We start from the raw sequence: 22861 nt of genomic DNA, 5'->3' as shown, positions 1-22861 counted from the left end.
GCCCGGCGACGCGCGCGACGTCAAGCAAGCCCCCACCGCCCGCACGCTCATTCGGGTTGCGGCGGCAGATACTCCATCTGCGACTCGTCGTAGAGCCGGTAGATCAGCGCCTGCATCGCGCGGATGTCCTCCGATTCATCGAGCATCCGCATGCTCATGATGATCGGCGACACGAGGTTCGGATCGTCGAGCGGCTTGTAGCTGATGTCGTCGCGCTTCAGCCCGTACACGCTGTGCGGCACGACCGACACGCCCTCGCCCATCGCGACGAGCCCGAGCGCGATCTGCAATTCGCGCGTCTCGTAGATGCGCCGCGGCTGCAGCGCGCGATCGTGGAATGCCGCGAGCACCTGGTCCGCATAGCTCGGCCGCGGCGCCTTCGGGAAGATGATCAGCGTGTCGTTCACTAGATCGTGCAGCGACAGCACGGGCTTCGCTCCGTCGAGCACGTGACCGACGGGCAGCGCGACGATCATCCGTTCCTCGCGCAGCACGACGCGCCGCACGCTCGGATCCTCGTGACGGATGCGCCCGAACCCGACGTCGATGCGCCCTTCCTTCAGCGCCTTGATCTGGTCCATCGTCGACATCTCGTGCAGGCTCAGCTCGACGGCCGGATACTCGCTGCGAAAGCGCCGGATGATCTTCGGCAGCATCCCGTACAGCGTCGAGCCGACGAAACCGACCGACATGCTGCGCTCGATCTTGCCGACCCGCTTGGTCATCGATTCGAGCTCGGTCGTCTGCGCGAGCAACTGCACCGCGTGCGAATAGAAGAACCGCCCCGCGTCGGTCAGCTTCAGCGGCCGCGCGGTGCGCTCGAACAGCGGCACGCCGAGCGCCTCCTCGAGCTGCTGGATCTGCCGGCTGAGCGGCGGCTGCGCGATGTGCAGGCGCTCGGCCGCACGCGTGAAATTCCGCTCCTCGGCAACCGCGACGAAGTAGCGGAGGTGTCTCAACTCCATGTTCGAACCCTCCCGGACAGGCCACGGACGTTCATTCGGCCCCGCGCGGATGCGTCCCGCGCCGGTCGCCCACGCTGGTCGCCCACGCCGGTCGCCCACGCCGGTCGCCCACGCCGGTCGCCCACGCCGGTCGCCCACGCCGGTCGCCCACGCCGGTCGCCCACGCCGGTCGCCCACGCCGGTCGCCCACGCCGGTCGCCCCGTGATCGCCTGATCCCGATGCCATGACGATACCTCACGGCGCGCCGATACCGGCGCGAGCAGCGTCGCGCTCGCACGCGCGTTGCGCACCGCGCAAAGCAAAACGGGAAGCCGCCAGGCTTCCCGTTCGTTCATCGACGCCGCGTCGCGGCATCGTCCCGGCCGCGCGTCACGCCTCGGTTGCGTACAGCGCATCGCGCTGGGCGTCGCTCAGCGAATCGAGCGGCACGTCCGGCAGCCGATAGCAGATCATCGCGCCGTACAGCTCGGCCAGGCAGTTGCTGCCGGCGTCGAGCGCGTAGCCGTCCTCGCCGTCCGGCGCCGGCGGATACACTTCGCGCCACGCGTTGATCGCGGCTTCGATTCGCACGATGGAAACGGGTCCGGCCTTCCGCTCGGCGGGTGATGCGCTCATGAATTCCTCTGGGTTGCCGCTCCGCGGGCCGTGCCGGCCGCGGTGGAACGATTGAAACGCCGGGCGCCGCCGGCCGCCGCAACAGGCGCGCGCCGGATGCCCGATCCGCGCCGCGCTCGTCGCGCCGGCCGGGCCGTGGCCCGGTAGGGTCGGGAAATATAACCGGCTTTGACCCCGTGCAGGGGAAAGCCGACAAAAAAAACGGGAAGCGCGCGGCTTCCCGTTTCATCGCATCTCGCGCGGCCATGTGCCGCACCAACATCAGCCCGCAGTTTCGCGGTTCGCCACACGCTCCACCTGCGCGCCGCGGTTCGCGGCCACCCACGGCGCGATTTCCATATCTTCGTAGCGCACGAAGTGGCTCTTGTTCAGGAACCGGTAGCCGAGCCAGACGACCAGGAACAGCGGGATGCCGACGTAGGTCGCGGCCACGCCCGCCCAGTCGATCCGGTTCGCGAGGAACGCCTGATAGTCCTGCCCCAGCGCGATCACGAGACACAGCACGAATGCGAACAGCGGGCCGAACGGGAACCACTTCGACTGGTACGGCAGCTGGTCGACCGCGTAGCCCTGCTTCACGTAGCCCTTGCGGAACCGGTAGTGGCTGATCGCGATGCCGAGCCACGCGATGAAACCGGTCATGCCCGACGTGTTCAACAGCCACAGGTACACCGTCTTGTCGCCGTACAGCGACGTGAAGAAACACAGCGCGCCGACGGCCGTCGTCGCGTACAGCGCATTGCGCGGCACGCCGCCCGGCGACAGCTTCGCGAACAGCTTCGGCGCGCGGCCTTCCGTCGCGAGGTTGTAGAGCATCCGCGTCGACGCGTACATGCCCGAGTTGCCGGCCGACAGCACGGCCGTCAGGATCACCGCGTTCATCACGCCGGCCGCGAAGGCGAGGCCCGCGTGGCGGAACACGAGCGTGAACGGGCTCACGCCGATGTCGGTCACGTCGCTCTTCAGCAGGCTCGGGTCGGTATAGGGAATCAGCACGCCGATCACGAAGATCGCGAGCACGTAGAACAGCAGGATCCGCCAGAACACCTGGCGCACCGCGCGCGGGATCGTGGTGCGCGGGTTCTCCGATTCGCCGGCCGCGACGCCAATCAGCTCGGTGCCCTGGAACGAGAAGCCCGCGATCATCGCGACGCCCATCAGCGCCGGCAGGCCGCCGGCGAACGGCGCGTCGCCGATCGTCAGGTTGCCCCAGCCGTTGCCCGGCGCGCCCTTCAGAATGCCGAAGATCATCAGCAGGCCGACGCCGATGAACGCGACCACCGTGACGACCTTGATCAGCGCGAACCAGTATTCGGCTTCGCCAAAACCGCGAACGGTCAGTGCGTTGAGCAGGAACATCACGGCGAGGAACGCGGCGCTCCACCAGACGCCCGGCACATCCGGGAACCAGTAGTGCATCACGAGCTGCGCGGCGACGAGTTCGACCGCGATCGTCACGGCCCAGTTGTACCAGTAGTTCCAGCCGAGCGCGAAGCCGAAGCCTTCGTCGACGTATTTCGCGCCGTAGGTCGCGAACGAGCCCGACACCGGCATGAATGCGGCCATTTCGCCGAGGCTCGTCATCAGGAAGTAGACCATCAGGCCGATCAGCATGTACGCGACCATCGCGCCGCCGGGGCCGGCCTGGGAAATCGACGCGCCGGACGCGACGAACAGGCCCGTGCCGATCGAACCGCCGATGGCGATCATCGTCAGATGGCGCGCCTTCAGCGCGCGATGAAGCTTGGGTGGGTTCGCGGGAGAACCGGGTTGGTCGGAATTCGGAATTGCGGACATAAACGAGACGAACGTTGAGCGGGCCGGCATCCGGAGCCGGCGCATGCGGAATCGGGGCGCGGCGCGCCGCCTGCGATGCATTCGATGCGGCCCCGATACGCATTGCGCGCCGGGCGCCTGCGGCGAAGCGCGGATTCTACCTGATTCGTCATCAGGATCGCGCGGGTCCGAACGCCCGCGCCGCCGCGGGCAGGACCCCGCGGAATCAACGGGTTGGATGCGGCACGCACGGCAACACGCCGCTCGCGGCCGCGTGCGCGTGCACGTGCGCGTCGAAAGCCATATTCGCCGACCGGTTATCCGTCATGCCGATCCGCCCCCTGCGCAATCGACTTCAACACCCATTGCCGATGCCGCATTAAAGCGACAAATCGATCGACATACACGCCAATAATCAGACAAAATGCCCGACACCGACAATTGATTCAAATCAAAATCAACCGAGCGGCACGCGGTGATGATGCGTAGCCGCCGCGAATCGACATTTTTGCGCATGCATGTTTTGCATCGCGCGGCGGGTTTTAAAAATTCGCGACATAATACGGGTTAATTCGAAATATTCAGCGCGCGGAACCCTCGACGCACACCTATCCGCCGCGCCGCCCCGAGGATGAACCCACACCTGCTGCCCGCTACGCTGCGCCGCCATACCGCGTCGGTCGTGGCCCGCATTCTGTCGCCGCGCGGCGTACTCGTCGCGGGCATCGTGCTGCTGCTGTTCAGCTGGGGACTCTCGACGTCGCTTTTAATCGAGGCACGCCACGATGCGTATGATCATGCGGTCGAAAATGCGCGCAACCTGATGCTGCTGATCGAGCGCGATATTTCCCGCAATATCGAACTGTATGATCTGTCACTGCAAAACGTCGTCGACGGTCTCGCCGATCCGGAACTGATGGCATTGCCGCCGCGCCAGCGTCACCGGCTGCTGTTCGACCGCGCCGCGACCGGCGCCTATCTCGGCGCCATTTTCGTGATGGACCCGCACGGCAATATCGTGATCGATTCGGCCACGTCGCCGCCGCGGCAAGGAAATTTCGCCGATCGTGAATATTTCATCGTGCATCGCGACCGGCTTGCGCAGGACCTCTACATCAGCCGGCCCTATGCGTCCCGGCTGCGCGGCGGCGCGCTGACGATCGCGCTCAGCCGCCGGATCATCCAGGCCGACGGCACGTTCGGCGGGATCGTCGTCGGCACGCTGAACATCGACTACTTCCGCGCGCTGCTCGACGGTCTCGCGGTCGGCAAACACGGCAGCGCCGCGGTCATCGAGGACAACGGCGCGCTCGTGTCCCGCCTGCCGTACGATGCGCGCGTGGTCGGCCTCGATCTGCACAACTCCCCGCTCTTCATCGAGGCCCAGCGCCGCAGCGAAGGCGTGCTCACGGGTGTCGGCGCGATCGACGGCGTGCGCCGCATCTATGTTTACAAGCATCTCGCGAATCTGCCGCTGGTCGTCGACGTCGCGCCCGCCGAGACCGACATCTACGCACCGTGGCGCCATCGCGCGATCTGGACCGCCGTGCTGATGGGCCTGTTTACCGCGTTCATCGCGTGGGGCTCGCTCGCGCTGTCGCGAGAACTCAAGCGCCGGCAGATCGCCGAGTCGAAGCTGTACCGGCTCGCGCACACCGATTCGCTGACCGGCCTCGACAACCGCGGCACCTTCGACGCGGTGCTCGCGAAGGAAGCGCAGCGCGCATCGCGCAGCGGCCGCCCGCTGTCGGTGCTGTTCGTCGACGTCGATCATTTCAAGGCGTTCAACGACTACTACGGCCACCTTGCCGGCGACGACGTGCTGCGCCGCGTCGCGCAATCCGCGTCGCGCTGCCTGCGTCGCGACAGCGACCATGTCGCGCGCTACGGCGGCGAGGAATTCGTCGTCACGCTGCCCGACACCGATGCGCGCGGCGCGGCGACCGTCGCCGAGGCGATTCGCCGCGCGATCGCCGGGCTCGACATCGCGCACGGCCGCAGCCCGTACGGGCACGTCACGACGAGCATCGGCACCGCGACCGCCACCGGCGGGCGCGTGAACGCCGCGGCGCTGCTGCGGCTGGCCGACGAAGCGCTGTACCGCGCGAAGTCCGGCGGCCGCAATCGCGTGTCGGACGCCGAGGCGAGCACGGTCGACGCGTGACACGACGGCCGCCCACGCCGCGCCGCCTCGCCGTGGACAGCCCGCGCGCGTTCGGCTAGCGTTACGTCAGCTGCGCGTGCGGCGCGGCGCCGGCCCGCGCAGGCCGCCCGCGCGTATTGCGGCCACCCCGGCGGCCACCCCACCGGCCACCCCACCGGCCACCCCACCGGCCACCCCACCGGCCACCCCCACTCCGTCATGACTGCCCAGCTCCCTGCCCGACTACCGCCGCTCCTGCGCCACGCGCTCCGTCCTCTGCTGGACCCGTACCGCCGCTACCGGCACGCGAAGCTGATCCATGCGGCGCGCGTCGCGCTCGCGATCCTCGTGTCGATCGGCTTGTCCACCGGCCTGCGCGTGCCGCACGGCGAATGGTCGACGATCACCGTGCTGATCGTCGTCGGCGGGCTGCAACACCACGGCAACATTCGCAAGAAGGCGGCCGAGCGCGCGCTCGGCACGTCGATCGGCGCGCTCGCGGGGCTCGGGCTGATCGTGCTGTATTCCGTCCTGCACGCGCCGCTCGCGATCTACCTGCTGATGTCGATCGCGTGCGGGCTCTGCGCGTATCACGCGATCGGCAAGGCCGGCTACATCGCGCTGCTGTCGGCGATCACGATGGTGATCGTCGCCGGACACGGCGACAACGAGATCGTCGACGGCCTGTGGCGCGCGGTGAACGTGCTGGTCGGCATCGCGATCGCGCTGGCGTTCTCGTTCGCGCTGCCGCTCTATGCGACCTACTCGTGGCGCTACAAGCTCGCCGACGCGCTGCGCGCATGCGCGGCCGTGCACGCACGGCTCGCCGGCGACCGCCCCGTGAGCGATGACGCGCACCTGAAGGAAATGGCCGCGCTGAGCGCGCTGCTGGTGCAGCTGCGTTCGCTGATGCCGTCGGTGTCGAAGGAGTGCGAGATCTCGGTCACGCACCTCGAGGCGATCCAGCGCAGCCTGCGCCTGTGCATCGGCTACCTGGAGATCCTGTCGAGCGCCGTGCCGGCCCGCGACGACCTCGCCGCCCGCGAATACATGCGAACCGGGATGAAGGCCGTGAACCGGCGCATCCGCGACACGCTCGTCGGCGCGAGCCGCGCGCTCAAGTTCGGCACGCCGAGCCGGCTCGCGCCGCGCCGCCGGCCGGCCGATCCGCTGCACGACGCGCCGCCGCAGTTGTTGGGCTACGTATCGATCACGGCCAAGCTGGCCGCCGAAGTGGATCAGTTGCGCGAGAAGCTGCTCGATACCGCGCAGGCATGGAATATCTGAAGGTCTGAAGCTCGACGGATTCCGGCAGACGGCAGGAAAACTTTCACACACCTTTCATTAGGCCGAGATTGCATCCTGACGACATCGGCCGCCCTTTTCGGTCGATCCGGCCCCGGCAACAGCGCGTGCGTACCAGCGCGTTCCCGCCGGTTTCGGCCGCCTTTCGGGGCCGCTTCGCGGCGGATTCTCCGGGCGGTTAACCGGCCGCCAGGCCCGCCGCGACAGGCCCGACGACGCATTGGCGCGAAAATCAGGTCTTGCCCCAACTTCCCGGACAGCCGATACTCGCATATTCCGCGAAATACGATCCCACCGGCTTCAATCCACGGTAATTCCTATGAGCACGATTCTCGAAAGCCTCCCGACCGGCCAGAAGGTCGGTATCGCCTTCTCCGGCGGCCTGGACACCAGCGCCGCGCTGCACTGGATGAAACTGAAGGGCGCCGTCCCGTACGCATACACGGCGAACCTCGGCCAGCCCGACGAAGACGATTACGACGCGATCCCGAAACGCGCGATCGAATACGGCGCAGCCGGCGCCCGCCTGATCGACTGCCGCGCGCAGCTCGTCGCCGAAGGCATCGCCGCGCTGCAAAGCGGCGCGTTCCACATCACGACGGCCGGCGTCACGTACTTCAACACGACGCCGATCGGCCGCGCCGTGACGGGCACGATGCTCGTCGCCGCGATGAAGGAAGACGGCGTCAACATCTGGGGTGACGGCAGCACGTACAAGGGCAACGACATCGAGCGTTTCTACCGCTACGGCCTGCTCGTGAACCCGGATCTGAAGATCTACAAGCCGTGGCTCGACCAGACGTTCATCGACGAACTCGGCGGCCGCGCCGAAATGTCCGAATTCATGAACCAGGCCGGCTTCGCGTACAAGATGTCGGCCGAGAAGGCGTATTCGACCGACTCGAACCTGCTCGGCGCGACGCACGAGGCGAAGGACCTGGAAAGCCTCGAAAGCGGCATCAAGATCGTGAACCCGATCATGGGCGTCGCGTTCTGGCGCGACGACGTGAAGATCGCCGCCGAGGAAGTGACGGTGCGCTTCGAAGCCGGCCAGCCGGTCGCGCTGAACGGCGTCGAGTTCAAGGACCCGGTCGAGCTGCTGCTCGAAGCGAACCGCATCGGCGGCCGCCACGGCCTCGGCATGAGCGACCAGATCGAGAACCGCATCATCGAGGCGAAGAGCCGCGGCATCTACGAAGCCCCGGGCCTCGCGCTGCTGTACATCGCCTACGAGCGCCTCGTCACCGGCATCCACAACGAAGACACGATCGAGCAGTACCGCGAGAACGGCCGCCGTCTCGGCCGCCTGCTGTACCAGGGCCGCTGGTTCGACCCGCAGGCGATCATGCTGCGCGAAACGGCGCAGCGCTGGGTTGCACGCGCGATCACCGGTGAAGTGAAGGTCGAACTGCGCCGCGGCAACGACTACTCGATCCTGAGCACGAAGTCGCCGAACCTCACGTACCAGCCGGAACGCCTATCGATGGAGAAGGTTGCATCGACGTTCTCGCCGCGCGACCGGATCGGCCAGCTGACGATGCGCAACCTCGACATCACCGATACGCGCGACAAGCTGCGCGTGTATTCGCAAGTCGGCCTGCTGACGCCGGGTGAGACGTCGGCGTTGCCGCAGATCAAGGGCGACGACAAGTAAGTCGCTTCGCGCGACGCCGTGCCGCATCGCTGGATGCGGCACGGTCGGGCGGGCTGCGTGTGTGGCGCATCATCACGCACACGGCCTGCCGCTTCCCCCCTCCCCGCCTTTCCGCTTTCCCTCTGCATTCGCACCACGCCGCGTGACGCACCTACGGCACTGCACCGTCGCGCCAGTCATGGCAAGCTGCGAGTCGTCCGATTCCTGCGTCGACTCATGACCACGCTCACCGTCATCCACTTGAACGGCCCGATCAACAGCGGCAAGACGACGATCGGTCTCGCGCTCGCGCGCATGCTGCCCGGCGCGCGTTTCATCGACGGCGACGATCACGATGCGCCCGAGGACGCGCCGTTCGACGTGCAATGGACGATCGCGCTCGAGCGTCTCGTCACGCAGATCGCGCACGCGCGCGAGCGCTATCTGGTGATTGCCTATCCGATCGGCGAAGCGGAATTCGAGCGGCTGAGCGCGGCCTGCGACGCACGCGCTGCGCGGTTGTTCGTCGTCACGCTCGCGCCGCCCGAAGCGATCGCGTCGTCGAATCGCGGCGCGCGCGCACTGACGGACTGGGAGCGGCAACGGATCGCCGAGATGTATCGGGAAGGATATGCGGCACGCGCGTTCAGCGATTGCTTCGTCGATACGTCGAAAGCATCGGCCGATACGTGCGCGCTGGAAATTGCGCGCGGCGTCGCGGCACCAGGCACCCGCCAACGCTGCAGCAAAGATCGACGCGACTGACGCGTCATGCCGGCGCCGCCGTGCGCGAAGCGCTGCACGAATGCGCCGACGCGCGCAGCCTTCAATGATGCTGCTGCGCCCCCGTCACGACGTGCGCCCTCGCCTCCTTGCGACTGAGCATCAACGTAACGACCGCCGACACTGCGAGCGTGCCCGCCACCACGTACAGCCCGGCCGCATACCCGCCCGTCACATGCTTGAGCCAGCCGATCGCGAACGGCCCGACGAAGCCGCCGAGGTTGCCGATCGAGTTGATCATCGCGATCCCCGCGGCCGCGCCCGCGCCTGACAGGAACGCGCTCGGCATCGCCCACAGCGGCGCCTTCGCGGCGCTGATCCCGATGTTGACGACGACCAGCGCGAGCACGGTCAGGAGCGCGGTGCTCGCCTGCCCCGCGAACACGAAGCCGATGCAGGCCAGCACGCACGGAATCACGACGTGCCACGTGCGCTCGCCGGTGCGATCCGAATGCCGCGCCCAGACGATCATCGCGACGACCGCGGCGATGCTCGGGATCCCGGTGAGCAAGCCCGTCTGCAACGCGGTGAAGCCGAACTGCTTGACCATCAGCGGCGCCCACAGGCCGAGCGTGTAGAGCCCTGCCGACGTGCCGAAATAGATCAGCGCGAGCGCCAGCACGCGTGGATCGCGCAGCGCCTGCCACGCGCCGGCCGTATGCCCGGCGTGCGTGTGGCGCGCGTCGGCTTCGGCTTTCAGCTTCGCGATCAGCCAGTCGCGCTCGTCCGGCTGAAGCCACGCGGCCTTCGACGGCGAATCGGTCAGGCACTTCAGCACGACGAAGCCGAGCAAGACCGCCGGCAGCGCTTCGATGACGTACAGCATCTGCCAGTCGGCGAGCCCGAACATCGGCGGCATCTGCATGATCGCGCCCGACAGCGGCGAGCCGATCGCGGTGGAGATCGGCGCGGCCGCCATGAACCACGCGGCGGCCACCGCGCGCTGCTTCGCGGGAAACCACAGGCTCAGGTACAGGATGATGCCGGGGAAGAATCCGGCTTCCGCCATGCCGAGCAGGAAGCGCAGCACGTAGAAGCTCGTCGGTCCGACCGCGAACGCGGACACCGCGGACACGATGCCCCACGTGATCATCACGCGCGCGATCCAGATGCGTGCGCCGACGCGATGGAGAATCAGATTGCTTGGCACTTCGAACAGAAAGTAGCCGATGAAGAACAGGCCGCCGCCGAATCCGAACGCGGTCGGCGACAGGCCGATCGCCTTGTTCATCGTCATCGCCGCGAAGCCGACGTTGACGCGATCGAGAAAGCTGACGAAATAAAGCAGCATCACGAACGGAATGATGCGCCACATCAGTTTCCGCGCGACACGGGTTTCAAGATCCGCTTGCATGTGTCTCCTCCTTGGAGGTCGAGCCGTGCGCAGTGCGCGCGTGCCCGGTGGGTGCCGGCCGGTGCCACGACGACGCGCGCACACCGGCGCCCGGCTCGCGTCGAATGCGCGAGTCGCGGGCAGAAAATCCAGGGGCGGTGAATCGACGACGAACGGCTGCGCACGCGCGCGGCCGTTACCGTCCTCGTTGACGTCAGGCGGCGACCGCCGCGCTCGCGACGCGCTCGCAGACGGCCGCCGTCACCTGCGCGGTGCTCGCGCTGCCGCCGAGGTCGCGCGTATGCAGCGACGGGTCCGCCGTGACGGCCTCGATCGCCTGCATCACGCGCGCGGCGGCGTCCGTCTCGCCGAGATGCTCGAGCAGCATCACGACCGACCAGAACGTGCCGACCGGATTCGCGAGGCCCTTGCCCATGATGTCGAACGCGGAGCCGTGGATCGGCTCGAACATCGACGGATAGCGGCGCTCGGGATCGATGTTGCCGGTCGGCGCGATGCCGAGGCTGCCGGCGAGCGCGGCGGCGAGATCGCTGAGGATGTCCGCGTGCAGGTTCGTCGCGACGATCGTGTCGAGCGACGCCGGGCGGTTCACCATGCGCGCGGTCGCGGCGTCGACGAGTTCCTTGTCCCACGTGACGTCGGGGAATTCCTGCGCGACCTGCTTCGCGATCTCGTCCCACATCACCATCGCGTGACGCTGCGCGTTGCTCTTCGTGATGACGGTCAGCAGCTTGCGCGGACGCGACTGCGCGAGCCGGAACGCGAAGCGCATGATGCGTTCGACGCCGGCGCGCGTGAGGATCGACACGTCGGTCGCGGCCTCGATCGGATGCCCCTGGTGCACGCGGCCGCCAACGCCCGCGTATTCGCCCTCCGAGTTCTCGCGCACGATCACCCAGTTCAGGTCGTCCGGCCCGCAGCGCTTCAGCGGCGCGTCGATGCCGGGCAGGATGCGCGTCGGGCGCACGTTCGCGTACTGGTCGAAGCCCTGGCAAATCTTCAGGCGCAGGCCCCACAGCGTCACGTGGTCGGGCACGTCGGGGTCGCCCGCCGAGCCGAACAGGATCGCATCCTTGCCGCGCAGCGCGTCGAGGCCGTCGGCCGGCATCATCGCGCCGTGCTGGCGGTAGTAATCGGCGCCCCAGTCGAAATCCTCGAACTCGAACGCAAAGCGGTCGCTGCCGCGGGCCAGCGCTTCCAGCACCTGCTTGCCGGCCGGCACCACTTCCTTGCCGATGCCGTCGCCGGGAATGGTCGCGATACGGTAGGTCTTCATGCTGACATCCTCGATTGATCGTAAGCGTGAATGCACTTTACCGAACCGGCAGTACGGGAACCGGCGCTAGACTCAAAGCATCTTTAACTTTGATTCACGAATCCCGTCATGGCAGATACCGTCCAGCCGGCCGATCTCGGCTTCTTCTCGACGCTGGCCGCGTCGGGCAGCCTGAGCGCGGCCGCGCGCGAACTCGGGCTGACCGCGGCGGCCGTCAGCAAGCGGCTCACGCAGATGGAGCGCCGCGCCGGCGTGACGCTCGTCAACCGCACGACACGGCGCATGATGCTGACGCCCGAGGGCGACGTGTATCTCGACTACGCACGCCGGATCCTCGATCAAATGGACGAACTGGGTGAACTGCTCGGCAGCGCGAAACAGCGGCCGAAGGGGCTGCTGCGCGTGAACGCGACGCTCGGCTTCGGGCGCAGCCACGTCGGCCCGGCGATCTCGCGCTTCGTCGCGCGCTATCCGGAAGTGTCGGTGCAGTTGCAGCTGTCGGTGACGCCGCCGCCGCTGACGGACGACGCGTTCGACGTGTGCATTCGCTTCGGCGAGCCGCCCGACACGCGCGTCATCGCGCGGCGGCTCGCGCCGAACCGGCGGCTGCTGTGCGCGGCACCCGCGTATCTCGCTCGGCACGGGACACCGGGCACCCCGCACGAGCTGACGCGGCACAACTGCATCGGCATCCGGCAAGGCGACGAAGGCTACGGGATCTGGCGGCTGACGGGCGGACGCGGCGCGGCGCGCAACACGGAGGCCGTGCGGATCAACGGCAACCTGACGACGAACGACGGCGAGATCGCGGTGAAGTGGGCGCTCGACGGACACGGGATCCTGATGCGCGCGGAATGGGATATCCGCGACTACCTGGCCGACGGGCGCCTCATCGTCGTGTTGCCGGACTACGAGACGCCGGCCGCGGATATTTACGCGGTGTATGCGCAACGGCATCAGATGTCCGCGCGGATACGCGCGTTCGTGGACTATCTGGCGGGGGAGTTGGGTGGGTGATGGCGGGCGGGCGGACGAGCCCCAGTGCGTCCTGCATGGCGAAGTGACACCGAGCGTCCCGGTATAAACCGCGTCCGGCGCTGGCTCGCGCGATCGAGAAAATGTCAATATTTCGGTGTTTTTTCACATAAAAAGCCAAAATATTTACATTTCCTCTTGCGCAACCGGATCAAACCACCGCTTGCGGCCGGTCAAAGTGCTATTATTTTGGCGTTTATCACGTAAAAAGTGCTGAAATAATAGCTCTCACCATGGCCAAGAAAACCGCCCCGCTCTTGCCGGCATCCAGTCGGCTGCTCGCCGATCTCGGTGAGCGGCTGAAGTTGGCACGTCTGCGCCGAAAACTGACGGCCAAGCAGGTCGCGGAGCGCGCCGGCATGTCGCCGATGACGCTTCGCTCCCTCGAAGCAGGTAGTTCGGGGGTGACGATGGGAGCCTATCTTTCCGTCATGCAGACGCTCGGGCTCCAGGGCGATCTGGAACAGCTGGCCGCCACGGATCCGCTCGGCCGCCAGCTTCAGGACACCCGCCTCGCGTCGCCGCGGCGCCCGAAGCGCGTCGCGCCCCCGGCGACTGCCGCAGCGTCGCGCACACCCGACAGGCGCGCGCGCGTCTCATCCACGTCCCAAGCCAAGGAAACAGCAACCCCGGCATCCGATCGCGCAGTGCCTGACAACAATCGCGGCACGACCGCAGCGGAGCTGGCCGCATTGCTGAAACCCGTCGGCAAGCGACACGGGGAGACGACCAAGAAATGACGACCATCTCCGTCTATGCGGACTGGAGCAGTCTGCCCGCCCCCCTGAAGCTCGGCCTTCTGCACGGTCGACAGACACGTGCCAGCGAACGGTTCGAATTCCGGTACGACGCGGCTGCGCTGGCTTCGCCCGAGCTTGCCGGCGTGCAGCTCGACCCCGGAATCGGCCTCTTCGAAGGGCCGCAATATCCACTTCCGCCACGGAACGCGTTCGGCGCGTTCGCCGATTCGAGCCCCGATCGGTGGGGCCGCATGCTGATGGATCGCCGGCTGGAGCGCGACATTCGTGCAGGTCTTCGACCGAAGGGCACGCGACTCCATGAGTCGGACTACCTGCTCGGCGTCCATGATCTCTATCGGGTCGGTGCATTGCGCTACAAGCTCGACGACGCTGGGGAATTTCTCGATGACCGTATCGATCTCGCCGCACCACCGTTTGCCGAAATTCACGAACTGGAGCAAGCCAGTCGGGCACTGGAGGAAGACGTCGACAACATCGCCCCGGACGGTCGCGATTGGCTATCGATGCTCATCGCGCCCGGAGGCTCGCTCGGTGGCGCAAGACCGAAAGCCAGCGTGGCCGACGATCGCGGGCATCTGTATATCGCGAAGTTCCCGAGCGCGCGAGACGACTACGACGTAGGCGGCTGGGAAATGGTCGTCAATGCACTGGCGGTCGGCTGCGGCCTGAACGTCGCCCACGCCGAAGCGCGAAAATTCGCCAGCGACTATCACTGCTTCCTGGTGCGACGCTTCGATCGGACTCCCGATGGTGGCCGGCTGCATTTTGCATCGGCCATGACGATGACCGGCCATGTCGACGGCGATGATGCATCCACCGGCGTCAGCTACCTGGAACTGGCGGAAGTCCTCATGCGACACGGCGCGCAACCGAATGCCGACCTGCGCGAACTATGGACCCGGATCGTCTTCAACCTTCTCGTCTCGAATACAGACGATCATCTTCGCAATCACGGATTCATTCTCGAACCCGGTACGGGCTGGCGACTCTCCGCAGCCTACGACATGAATCCCGTTGCCATAGCCGAGGGCCTCAAGCTCAACATCACGGAAGCCGACAACGCGCTGAACCTCGAACTCGCCCGCGAGGTATGTGAATATTTTCGGCTGAGCCTGAAGGATGCGGACGAGATCATCGACGACTTCCGCGACGTCGTCGGCCAATGGCGCACGCTCGCGACACGACTCGCGCTGTCTGCGCGGGAACAGGAGCGCATGGCCGACGCGTTTCGCCTCGCGGGCATCTGACAGGGTTCCGCGCCGCCGGCAGCTGCGCGGCGAACCGAATACAATGCGTCGATCCTCCCCCGCCGCTGCGCCCACCTTGCTGGAGCCGCCATGTTCGACCTGACCACGCTGACCACCTTCACGGCCGTCGTTCTGGGCCTGTTCCTGATCCCGGGCCCCGCCGTGCTGCTCGTGCTGAGCCGCACCGTGCAGGGCGGCCGCAAGACCGGCATCCTGACCGGTCTCGGCGTCGCGAGCGGCGATTTCGTGCATACGCTGTTCGCGGCCGTCGGGCTGTCGGCGCTGCTGATGACGTCGGCGCTCGCGTTCAACGTCGTGAAGCTGGTCGGCGCCGCGTACCTGATCTACCTCGGCGTGCGTGCGCTGCTCGACCGCCCGTCGGATCCGTCGCTGCCGAAGGTGTCGGCCGTCACGCCGCTGAAGGCGTACCTGCAGGCGATTCCCGCCGAAATGCTGAACCCGAAGACCGCGCTGTTCTTTCTCGCGTTCATGCCGCAGTTCGTGCATCCGGAACGCGGCTCGACGTTCGTGCAGTTCGCGGTGCTCGGGCTGATCTTCGTCGTCCTGAGCTCGCTCTACACGACGCTGATCGCGTGCTCGATCCGCCCGCTCGGGCGCGTCGTGAAGCGGCTCGCATGGCTCACGCGCTGGCAGGGGAAGATCATCGGCTCGATCTTCATCGCGCTCGGGCTGCGGGTCGCGGTGCAGCAGCGCTGACCCGCGCGTTTCGCATGACGTCCGGCGCCGCGCCTGCCGGCGAACGCCTCTATACCGACCCGCGCCTCGTCGCGGTCTACGACCGGTTCAACGCCGGTGATCGCGACTTCGCGTTCTATGCCTCGCGCATCGGCGCCGCGCGGCAACGGATCCTCGATCTCGGCTGCGGCACCGGCACGTTCGCGCGGCGGCTTGCGTCGGCCGGACACGACGTCGTCGCGATCGATCCTGCGCCCGCGATGATCGGCCATGCGCGACGCCAGCCGGGCGCCGACGCCGTGCGCTGGTTCGCGTGCGGCCTCGACAGCCTGCCGCGCGGCGCGCCATTCGACGCCGTCGTGATGACCGGGCACGCGTTCCAGTGCCTGCTGACCGACGCGGACATCGACGCGACGCTGCGCGGCGTGCGGCGCGTGCTGGCCGACGGTGGCCGCTTCCTGTTCGAAACCCGCAACCCGCGTGTCGAGCCGTGGCGTGCGTGGACACCGCAGGCGTCCGTATCCCGTATCGATTCGCCCGAATTCGGCATCGTGGAGCTGCACCACGCGGTGACCGCGGTCGACGGGCCGATCCTGTCGTTCGACACGGTCTACCGCTTTCACCGTGACGACACGCAGGTGAACAACGCGAGCCGGCTGCGCTTCATCGCGCAAAGCGAACTCCAGGCGCGGGTCGCGGCCGCCGGTTTCTCGTCGGCGGACTGGTGCGGCGACTGGCACGGCGCGCCGTTCGACGACGCGGCCAGCGCGGAGATCATCGCGATCTGCCGCGTGTGAGCGGTCGAATATCGGGCCGGCTCGACCGGACGGCACGCCGCACGACAACGCGATGCAGGATGCGTCACAGCGTGCGGCCGCGCCGAATCCACGCGCCGCCCACCCGATCGCGTCGGACCCCGATCCGTGCGATGTGTGTCGCCCGGCGGCCGTTGAAGAAAAAGACAAGAATATGGGGAAGCGCTGAACACCGCGAAGGTGATGGAAGATGACCCGACCGCGCTGCGGCTCAAGGAGCTGGAAACGCTCGGGCGCGTCGCGGAACGGATCGACCAAGCCGCGCCGGACGAATGAAGGGTGATGCAAATGAGTAACGACGATTTTCAGGTGATGGAACTGGCGAACGGCAAGCCGGTGAAGATGTGGACACAAGGCGTCGCGGTCGAGGACGACGCGCGCGCACAATTGCGCAACACCGCGCAGATGCCGTTCATTTTCAGGCACGTCGCGGTAATGCCGGACGTCCACCTCGGCAAGGGCTCGACGATCGGCAGCGTGATCCCGACGAAGGGCGCGATCATCCCGGCCGCGGTCGGCGTCGACATCGGCTGCGGGATGATGGCCGCGCGCACGACGCTCACCGCCGCGGACCTGCCGGACTCGCTCGGCGGGCTGCGCAGCGCGATCGAACGCGCGGTGCCGCACGGTCGCGCGCCGGGCCGTCGCGATCCGGGGGCATGGGGCGACCGCACGCCGGCCGCCGTGACCGAGTCGTGGAAGTCACTGCTGCCGGGTTTCAAGCGCATCGTCGATAAATATCCGAAGCTGGAAAAGACGAACCACTACGCACATCTGGGCACGCTCGGCACGGGCAACCACTTCATCGAGGTGTGCATCGACGAAGCGGATCACGTGTGGTTCATGCTGCACAGCGGCTCGCGCGGCGTCGGCAACGCGATCGGCAGCCTGTTCATCGAACTCGCGCAGGCCGACATGCGGCAGCACATCGCGAACCTGCCGGATCGCAACCTCGCGTATTTCACCGAGGGCAGCCGGCACTTCGACGATTACGTCGAAGCGGTCGGCTGGGCGCAGGACTACGCACGCCGCAACCGGCAGGCCATGATGGATGCGGTGATCGGCGCGGCGCGCGGCGTGATCGCGAAGCCGTTCTCGGTCGACGAACACGCGGTGAACTGCCACCACAACTACGTGCAGCGCGAACGCCACTTCGGCGAGGACGTGCTCGTGACCCGCAAGGGCGCGGTGTCCGCGCAGAAGGGGCAGCTCGGGATCATTCCGGGCTCGATGGGCGCGAAGAGCTTCATCGTGCGCGGGCTCGGCAATCCGGAAAGCTTCTGTTCGTGCAGCCACGGCGCCGGCCGCGCGATGAGCCGGACCGAGGCGAAGCGCCGCTTCACGGTCGACGACCAGGTGAAGGCGACGCGCGGCGTCGAATGCCGGAAGGACGCGGGCGTCGTCGACGAAATTCCGATGGCCTACAAGGACATCGATGCGGTGATGGCCGCACAGCGCAGCCTCGTCGAAGTGGTGCACACGCTGCGTCAGGTGGTGTGCGTGAAGGGATAGCGCGGCGCGCGTGATGACGGAGCTGGAGGACGTCGAGCGACGCCATCACGTGAGCATGCCGTTCGCCTGCGAATCGCGCAGCCGCGGCCGGGGCTTCGCGTCACCGCCCCGCGATCCACGCGCTCTTCGACAACCGTCACACGAATCGTCATCGTTGCGGCGGTATACTTGATGCCGTCCGCCCGCGCCCGATCCGCATCGCGCACTCGCGATGCACGTGCAACCGGACATCCGTCCTTCGCCCCGTCACCGCCGATACGAACCGTCATGTTTCGTCATCTCCCGCTTGCCGTCGTCGTCACCCTGCTCACCGCGTCGCTCTCCGCCGCCGCGCGCGATCCCGCGCAGCATTCGGTCGCGCGCGACTTCAAGAACTGGTCAGTCGTTTGCGACAACGCGAACCGCTGTGTCGCCGAAGGCGGCAACGACGACATCGACGACACGCGCACCAGCATGATCGTGCGACTCACGCGCGATGCCGGCGCCGATGCGCGAGCGTCGCTGGAAATCTTCGCATCGGCACCGCTCGACCTGCGCACCGCACGCGCGGACGGCCAGCCGTTCGACGCGATGCCGGCCGAGTGGCACGCCGTCGCCAGGACGGGCAACGAAGATGGCGACGTCTATCCGTTCCGTATCCACACCAGCGACCCGACGACCGTCGACGCATGGTTGACCATGTCGCACAACGCGCAGATGGTCAGTTTCGGCGACCCGGCCGCCGCGCGCACACCGCGCGTCTCGCTGTCGGGGCTCAACGCCGCCCTGCTGCTGATCGACGACACGCAGGGCCGCATCGGCACGGTCACCGCGCTGCTGCGCAAGGGCACGCGGCCCGCGTCGTCGGTGCCCGCCGCGCCGGCGTTGCCGCCCGCGCCCGTTCCCGCACCGCGTGTGGCCGACCTCACGGCCGCCGAACAACGCCCGCTCGTCGACGCCGTGTTCGACAAATTCAGCGGCAACGTGAAGCGTTGCGTGGCCGATGCCGGCGACGAAATGTCGGCGCAAGAGCGCCGCAAGATGGCGTCGGCCATCGCGATCTCGGCCACCGACGCGATCGTGTCGATCCCGTGCCAGACGAGCAGCGCGTACAACCATACGGACCTCTGGTATCGCGTGCATCGCAGCGCGCCGTACGCGCCGACGCCGCTGGATTTCGGCGAGCACGCGAGCGCGGGGCTCGATCCGGCGTCATCCACGAATCAGCTGACCGAAGCAAGCTACGATCCCGCGCGTGCGATGCTGTCGAGCCTCGACCGCGTGCGCAGTGCCGGCGATTGCGGATCGAGCGCGTCGTGGGTGTTCGACGGCCGGCGCTTCGTGCTGAACGACGTCGCGATGCACGGCGCCTGCAACGGGTTGTTCCAGGATCAGTGGCCACGGCTGTATCGCACGGCCGGTTCGACGAATACACGCCCTTGACGCCAACGCGTCGCGGCATCCAGGCCGGCAATCAACAACAATCCCGAGGCTTCGAGCCATGCAACCGTCCTCCCTCGCGCCGGTGCGTCGACGCGTCGACGCGATTTTGCTCGCGTCCGTCTCCATCCTGTTGGCGTGCCCGCCCGCAAGCGCCGCGACCGCATCGACGGCTGCGCGCGCCGAGTCCACGGTCGAATTCCCGGTGTGGTCCGATGCGTGGGCCGGCACGCTCGGCAACCGGCATATCGAGGTTGCACTGTCGCGTGTGGCCGACACGCTGACAGGCACGTACTGCTATGCGCCGTGCGCGGCGGACACACGCTATCGCCTGTCGCTGAAGGGATCGTTCGGCCCGCAGGGAGCGTCGCTGTCGGAGCGCGACATCGGCGCCGTATCAGATCCCGATCGCGTCACGGGTACGTGGAAGATGGACCGCTTCGTCGAGACGGCATCGGGCACGTGGACCTCGCCGGACGGCAAACGCACGCTTCCCGTGTCGCTCGCCAGAAAGCACGATGGCAAGCGATTCCCTTATGACGTCCGCCTCGTCGCCAATGCACTGCCGGGCGATGGGTCGTGCGACGACACCCCGCACGTCACGGCGATTCGGCTCTACGATCACGCTCGCCTCGTGCAAACGCTCGAGACCGATTCACAAGGCACCTGCGGCATTTTCACGCCCGAATCCGACGACGTGAACTTCGACGGCTGGCCCGACCTGATGCTCGCGCAGTCGATGGGCGCCGGCCCGAACATTCCGTACCAGACGTGGATTTTCAACCCGAAGACGCGGCGCTTCGTCGATGCACCGCCTAAACTGCAGGCGATCACCTCACCGTCGTTCGATCCCGTACACCGGATCATCTGGGCGAGTTGGCGCGCGAGTGCCGCCGAGCACGGCGTGACGACCTACCGCTGGCAGGGCAACGATGTGAAGGAAATCGACTCGGCCACCAGCTATCTGCTGCCTGTGCTCGATGGGAACACGCGTCGCTATTGCTATATGGTGCCCGACTACGGAGACGGCTTCATCGCATTCCCGCAACGCATCGAGCGAACCGCTTCCGGCATCCTGCGCTCCACTCTGCCCGCTCCGAAGGACTGCGAAGCTGACGATTCACCGTTCCTCGCGCGCACGTACATCGATATCTGGAAGGCGGCTCCTGCCGGTCACGCACCGACGCGCGTCCGCACGGAAGCTGTCAAATGGAAGCCGGCGCAAACGCGGGCGGGCCGGAAGTTCTGCCCGGAAGTGCCGTTCTACGATCACGGCACGATCCGCCGGATCCTGCTGCGCGACGATCCCGACCAGTGCAGCGATACGGATCCGGCCAAGGGCTAGCGGAGTGCATGCCCTTGCGACGTCACGCAGCACCACATCACCCGCCGACGATCGAGATCGAGAACCCGTCCCACCCCTTCTGCCCGACCGTCTGCACGGCCGTCGTCGTGAGGTTCGGGTCGGCCACGAGACGCGCGAACCCGTCGCGCACGCCGACCACGTCGGGCTCGCGATTGTCCGGATCGGCCACGCGCCCGCCGCGCACGACGTTGTCGACGACGATCACCGTGCCGGGCCGCGACAGCTTCAGCGCCGCGTCGAGATAGACCGGGTTGCTGTCCTTGTCGGCATCGATGAAGATGAAATCGAACGGCGCTTCACCCGCATCGACGAGCCGCGCGAGGCTGTCCTTCGCGCTGCCGACCACCACCGTCACGACTTCCGCGAACCCGGCACGCGCGATGTTCCGCGTCGCAACCTTCGCATGCTCGGGGTTCAGTTCGAGCGTCACGAGCGTGCCGCCCGGCGGCAACGCGCGCGCGAGCCAGATCGTGCTGTAGCCGCCGAGCGTGCCGATCTCGAGAATCCGGCGCGCGCCGCGGATCGTCGCGAGCAGTTGCAGCAGCTTGCCCTGGTTCGGCGCGACGTTGATCGCGGGCAGCCCGGCCGCGTCGCTCGCCGCGAGCGCGGCGTCGAGCACGTCGTCGGACGGCACGAGCGTCGCGGAAAAATACGCATCCACCTGGTTCCAACGGTCCTGATTCATCGCGCACCCCTTGTTTGCGGAAAAGGCATTTTATGCACCGCGTCGCCATAAGCAACAAACCATTCGTTCTAAGGGTAGCCGCGCACGTCCTCCTATAATCGCTCGACCACCACAACAACAGATGGAGCACCCATGACCGATCAGGCCTCTTCGAACTGGCGCCTCGAAACCATCGCCGTGCACGGCGGCTATCGCCCCGACCCGACCACGCGCGCGGTCGCGGTGCCGATCTACCAGACCGTTGCGTACGCATTCGACGACACGCAGCACGGCGCGGACCTGTTCGACCTGAAGGTCCAGGGCAACATCTACACGCGCATCATGAACCCGACGACGGACGTGCTCGAGCAGCGGATCGCCGCGCTCGAGGGCGGCATCGGCGCACTCGCGCTCGCGTCGGGCCAGGCGGCCGTCACGTACGCGATCCAGACGATCGCGGAAGCCGGCGACAACATCGTGTCCGCCAGTTCGCTGTACGGCGGCACCTACAACCTGTTCGCGCATACGCTGCCGCAATACGGGATCACGACGCGCTTCGCCGATCCGCGCGACCCCGCATCGTTCGAGCCGCTGATCGACGCGCGCACGAAGGCGATCTTCGCGGAATCGGTCGGCAACCCGCTGGGCAACGTGACCGACATCGCCGCGCTCGCCGACATCGCACATCGCCACGGGATCCCGCTGATCGTCGACAACACGGTGCCGTCGCCGTACCTGCTGCGCCCGTTCGAACATGGCGCGGACATCGTCGTGCACTCGCTGACGAAGTATCTCGGCGGCCACGGCACGAGCCTTGGCGGCGCGATCGTCGATTCGGGCAAGTTCCCGTGGACGCAGCATGCGGACCGCTTCAAGCGGCTCAACGAGCCCGACGTCAGCTATCACGGCGTCGTCTATACGGAAGCGTTCGGGCCGGCTGCCTATATCGGCCGCGCGCGCGTCGTGCCGCTGCGCAACATGGGCGCGGCGATCTCGCCGTTCAACGCGTTCCAGATCCTGCAGGGCATCGAGACGCTCGCGCTGCGCGTCGAGCGCATCAGCGACAACGCGCTGAAGATCGCGCAGCATCTCGCAAGCCATGAACACGTCGAATGGGTGAACTACGCGGGACTGCCCGATCACCCCGACCATCCGCTCGTCGCGCGCTACCTGTCGGGCCGCGCGCCCGGCATCCTGACCTTCGGCGTGAAGGGCGGCCGTGACGGCGGCGCGAAGTTCCAGGACGCGCTGAAGCTGTTCACGCGGCTCGTCAACATCGGCGACACGAAGTCGCTCGCAACGCACCCGGCCTCGACGACGCACCGCCAGCTATCGCCCGCCGAACTCGCGAAGGCCGGCGTGAAGGAGGAAACCGTGCGTCTGTCGATCGGCATCGAGCATATCGACGACCTGCTCGCCGACCTCGACCAGGCGCTCGCGCAGGTGTGACCCGACGCGGGCGTGCGGACACGCCCGCTTTGTCTTGAACGCGCAG

At 67.1% G+C, this 22861-nt stretch carries 21 protein-coding genes; 14 read left to right on the top strand and 7 right to left on the bottom strand.

What is annotated here, in order from left to right:
- Positions 1–47: 47 nt before the first annotated feature.
- The 4 genes from LMA02_RS18645 to LMA02_RS18630 form a co-directional block, all read right to left on the bottom strand.
- Positions 48–965, bottom strand: coding sequence for a LysR family transcriptional regulator (locus LMA02_RS18645; RefSeq protein ID WP_228909253.1), 918 nt, complete (start codon positions 963–965; stop codon positions 48–50).
- A gap of 370 nt (positions 966–1335) precedes the next feature.
- The gene (locus LMA02_RS18640) at positions 1336–1581 is read right to left on the bottom strand and encodes a DUF3717 domain-containing protein (RefSeq protein WP_006761486.1); all 246 of its coding nucleotides are present in this window, start codon (positions 1579–1581) and stop codon (positions 1336–1338) included.
- A gap of 261 nt (positions 1582–1842) precedes the next feature.
- The gene (locus LMA02_RS18635; protein ID WP_228909252.1) at positions 1843–3378 is read right to left on the bottom strand and encodes an amino acid permease; all 1536 of its coding nucleotides are present in this window, start codon (positions 3376–3378) and stop codon (positions 1843–1845) included.
- Positions 3379–3681: 303 nt separating this feature from the next.
- On the bottom strand, positions 3682–3873 hold the full coding sequence (locus LMA02_RS18630) for a hypothetical protein (protein ID WP_228909251.1): 192 nt from the start codon (positions 3871–3873) through the stop codon (positions 3682–3684).
- Between the two features lie 115 nt (positions 3874–3988).
- On the opposite strand from LMA02_RS18630, the gene LMA02_RS18625 reads away from it, so the two are divergent.
- The 4 genes from LMA02_RS18625 (at position 3989) to LMA02_RS18610 (ending at position 9203) form a co-directional block, all read left to right on the top strand.
- The gene (locus tag LMA02_RS18625) at positions 3989–5521 is read left to right on the top strand and encodes a sensor domain-containing diguanylate cyclase (RefSeq protein ID WP_228909250.1); all 1533 of its coding nucleotides are present in this window, start codon (positions 3989–3991) and stop codon (positions 5519–5521) included.
- Positions 5522–5719: 198 nt separating this feature from the next.
- Positions 5720–6787 (top strand): FUSC family protein, encoded by a 1068-nt coding sequence (locus tag LMA02_RS18620; RefSeq protein WP_228909245.1) that lies wholly within the window; start codon positions 5720–5722, stop codon positions 6785–6787.
- A gap of 337 nt (positions 6788–7124) precedes the next feature.
- Positions 7125–8459 (top strand): argininosuccinate synthase, encoded by a 1335-nt coding sequence (gene argG / locus LMA02_RS18615; RefSeq protein WP_228909244.1) that lies wholly within the window; start codon positions 7125–7127, stop codon positions 8457–8459.
- Between the two features lie 216 nt (positions 8460–8675).
- On the top strand, positions 8676–9203 hold the full coding sequence (locus LMA02_RS18610; protein WP_228909243.1) for an AAA family ATPase: 528 nt from the start codon (positions 8676–8678) through the stop codon (positions 9201–9203).
- 61 nt (positions 9204–9264) lie between these two features.
- Here the strand turns inward: LMA02_RS18610 and LMA02_RS18605 are convergent, their stop codons facing one another.
- Both LMA02_RS18605 and LMA02_RS18600 read right to left on the bottom strand, forming a co-directional pair.
- On the bottom strand, positions 9265–10575 hold the full coding sequence (locus LMA02_RS18605) for an MFS transporter (protein WP_228909238.1): 1311 nt from the start codon (positions 10573–10575) through the stop codon (positions 9265–9267).
- A 193-nt stretch (positions 10576–10768) separates the two neighbouring features.
- Complete coding sequence (locus LMA02_RS18600) at positions 10769–11851, bottom strand: tartrate dehydrogenase (protein WP_228909235.1); 1083 nt, start codon at positions 11849–11851, stop codon at positions 10769–10771.
- A 108-nt stretch (positions 11852–11959) separates the two neighbouring features.
- Here LMA02_RS18600 and LMA02_RS18595 point away from each other — a divergent pair, with 108 nt between their 5' ends.
- The 9 genes from LMA02_RS18595 (at position 11960) to LMA02_RS18555 (ending at position 20681) form a co-directional block, all read left to right on the top strand.
- The gene (locus tag LMA02_RS18595) at positions 11960–12868 is read left to right on the top strand and encodes a LysR substrate-binding domain-containing protein (RefSeq protein WP_228909230.1); all 909 of its coding nucleotides are present in this window, start codon (positions 11960–11962) and stop codon (positions 12866–12868) included.
- Between the two features lie 251 nt (positions 12869–13119).
- Positions 13120–13626 carry a helix-turn-helix domain-containing protein gene (locus LMA02_RS18590; RefSeq protein WP_228909229.1) on the top strand — a complete coding sequence of 169 codons (507 nt, stop codon included), beginning with the start codon at positions 13120–13122 and terminating at the stop codon, positions 13624–13626.
- Positions 13623–14894 (top strand): type II toxin-antitoxin system HipA family toxin, encoded by a 1272-nt coding sequence (locus LMA02_RS18585; protein ID WP_228909228.1) that lies wholly within the window; start codon positions 13623–13625, stop codon positions 14892–14894. The genes LMA02_RS18590 and LMA02_RS18585 overlap by 4 nt, the downstream gene beginning before the upstream one ends.
- 90 nt (positions 14895–14984) lie before the next feature.
- Positions 14985–15611, top strand: a complete 627-nt coding sequence (locus tag LMA02_RS18580) for a LysE family translocator (protein WP_228909227.1) — start codon at positions 14985–14987, stop codon at positions 15609–15611.
- A 14-nt stretch (positions 15612–15625) separates the two neighbouring features.
- Entirely contained in the window at positions 15626–16387 is a 762-nt protein-coding gene (locus tag LMA02_RS18575) for a class I SAM-dependent methyltransferase (RefSeq protein ID WP_228909226.1), read from the top strand.
- A gap of 306 nt (positions 16388–16693) precedes the next feature.
- Entirely contained in the window at positions 16694–17917 is a 1224-nt protein-coding gene (locus LMA02_RS18570) for an RtcB family protein (RefSeq protein ID WP_228909224.1), read from the top strand.
- Between the two features lie 13 nt (positions 17918–17930).
- Positions 17931–18089, top strand: a complete 159-nt coding sequence (locus LMA02_RS35585) for a hypothetical protein (protein WP_416378671.1) — start codon at positions 17931–17933, stop codon at positions 18087–18089.
- A gap of 95 nt (positions 18090–18184) precedes the next feature.
- Positions 18185–19339, top strand: coding sequence for a DUF1176 domain-containing protein (locus tag LMA02_RS18560; protein ID WP_228909222.1), 1155 nt, complete (start codon positions 18185–18187; stop codon positions 19337–19339).
- Between the two features lie 58 nt (positions 19340–19397).
- Positions 19398–20681, top strand: a complete 1284-nt coding sequence (locus LMA02_RS18555; protein WP_228909219.1) for an XAC2610-related protein — start codon at positions 19398–19400, stop codon at positions 20679–20681.
- A 37-nt stretch (positions 20682–20718) separates the two neighbouring features.
- Here LMA02_RS18555 and LMA02_RS18550 read toward each other — a convergent pair whose 3' ends face one another.
- Positions 20719–21387, bottom strand: a complete 669-nt coding sequence (locus tag LMA02_RS18550) for an O-methyltransferase (RefSeq protein ID WP_228909218.1) — start codon at positions 21385–21387, stop codon at positions 20719–20721.
- Positions 21388–21519: 132 nt separating this feature from the next.
- Between LMA02_RS18550 and LMA02_RS18545 the strand changes: the two genes are divergently transcribed.
- Complete coding sequence (locus LMA02_RS18545) at positions 21520–22815, top strand: O-acetylhomoserine aminocarboxypropyltransferase/cysteine synthase family protein (RefSeq protein ID WP_228909215.1); 1296 nt, start codon at positions 21520–21522, stop codon at positions 22813–22815.
- Positions 22816–22861: the final 46 nt, after the last annotated feature.

Source organism: Burkholderia sp. B21-005, from assembly GCF_020843965.1.
Classification (GTDB): domain Bacteria; phylum Pseudomonadota; class Gammaproteobacteria; order Burkholderiales; family Burkholderiaceae; genus Burkholderia; species Burkholderia ambifaria.
Note: the sequence above shows the minus strand (reverse complement) of the source record. Positions and strands in the feature narration are given on the sequence as shown.

Excerpts from the sequence above, each read along its gene's own strand:
- LMA02_RS18635 (WP_228909252.1), bottom strand. The coding sequence starts at position 3,378 with ATGTCCGCAATTCCGAATTCCGACCAACCCGGTTCTCCCGCGAACCCA.
- argG (WP_228909244.1), top strand. The coding sequence starts at position 7,125 with ATGAGCACGATTCTCGAAAGCCTCCCGACCGGCCAGAAGGTCGGTATC.
- LMA02_RS18620 (WP_228909245.1), top strand. The coding sequence starts at position 5,720 with ATGACTGCCCAGCTCCCTGCCCGACTACCGCCGCTCCTGCGCCACGCG.
- LMA02_RS18560 (WP_228909222.1), top strand. The coding sequence starts at position 18,185 with ATGTTTCGTCATCTCCCGCTTGCCGTCGTCGTCACCCTGCTCACCGCG.
- LMA02_RS18645 (WP_228909253.1), bottom strand. The coding sequence starts at position 965 with ATGGAGTTGAGACACCTCCGCTACTTCGTCGCGGTTGCCGAGGAGCGG.
- LMA02_RS18585 (WP_228909228.1), top strand. The coding sequence starts at position 13,623 with ATGACGACCATCTCCGTCTATGCGGACTGGAGCAGTCTGCCCGCCCCC.
- LMA02_RS18590 (WP_228909229.1), top strand. The coding sequence starts at position 13,120 with ATGGCCAAGAAAACCGCCCCGCTCTTGCCGGCATCCAGTCGGCTGCTC.
- LMA02_RS18605 (WP_228909238.1), bottom strand. The coding sequence starts at position 10,575 with ATGCAAGCGGATCTTGAAACCCGTGTCGCGCGGAAACTGATGTGGCGC.
- LMA02_RS18555 (WP_228909219.1), top strand. The coding sequence starts at position 19,398 with ATGCAACCGTCCTCCCTCGCGCCGGTGCGTCGACGCGTCGACGCGATT.
- LMA02_RS18570 (WP_228909224.1), top strand. The coding sequence starts at position 16,694 with ATGAGTAACGACGATTTTCAGGTGATGGAACTGGCGAACGGCAAGCCG.
- LMA02_RS18630 (WP_228909251.1), bottom strand. The coding sequence starts at position 3,873 with ATGCGCAAAAATGTCGATTCGCGGCGGCTACGCATCATCACCGCGTGC.
- LMA02_RS18625 (WP_228909250.1), top strand. The coding sequence starts at position 3,989 with ATGAACCCACACCTGCTGCCCGCTACGCTGCGCCGCCATACCGCGTCG.
- LMA02_RS18545 (WP_228909215.1), top strand. The coding sequence starts at position 21,520 with ATGACCGATCAGGCCTCTTCGAACTGGCGCCTCGAAACCATCGCCGTG.
- LMA02_RS18600 (WP_228909235.1), bottom strand. The coding sequence starts at position 11,851 with ATGAAGACCTACCGTATCGCGACCATTCCCGGCGACGGCATCGGCAAG.
- LMA02_RS18640 (WP_006761486.1), bottom strand. The coding sequence starts at position 1,581 with ATGAGCGCATCACCCGCCGAGCGGAAGGCCGGACCCGTTTCCATCGTG.
- LMA02_RS18595 (WP_228909230.1), top strand. The coding sequence starts at position 11,960 with ATGGCAGATACCGTCCAGCCGGCCGATCTCGGCTTCTTCTCGACGCTG.
- LMA02_RS18580 (WP_228909227.1), top strand. The coding sequence starts at position 14,985 with ATGTTCGACCTGACCACGCTGACCACCTTCACGGCCGTCGTTCTGGGC.
- LMA02_RS18610 (WP_228909243.1), top strand. The coding sequence starts at position 8,676 with ATGACCACGCTCACCGTCATCCACTTGAACGGCCCGATCAACAGCGGC.
- LMA02_RS18575 (WP_228909226.1), top strand. The coding sequence starts at position 15,626 with ATGACGTCCGGCGCCGCGCCTGCCGGCGAACGCCTCTATACCGACCCG.
- LMA02_RS18550 (WP_228909218.1), bottom strand. The coding sequence starts at position 21,387 with ATGAATCAGGACCGTTGGAACCAGGTGGATGCGTATTTTTCCGCGACG.
- LMA02_RS35585 (WP_416378671.1), top strand. The coding sequence starts at position 17,931 with ATGACGGAGCTGGAGGACGTCGAGCGACGCCATCACGTGAGCATGCCG.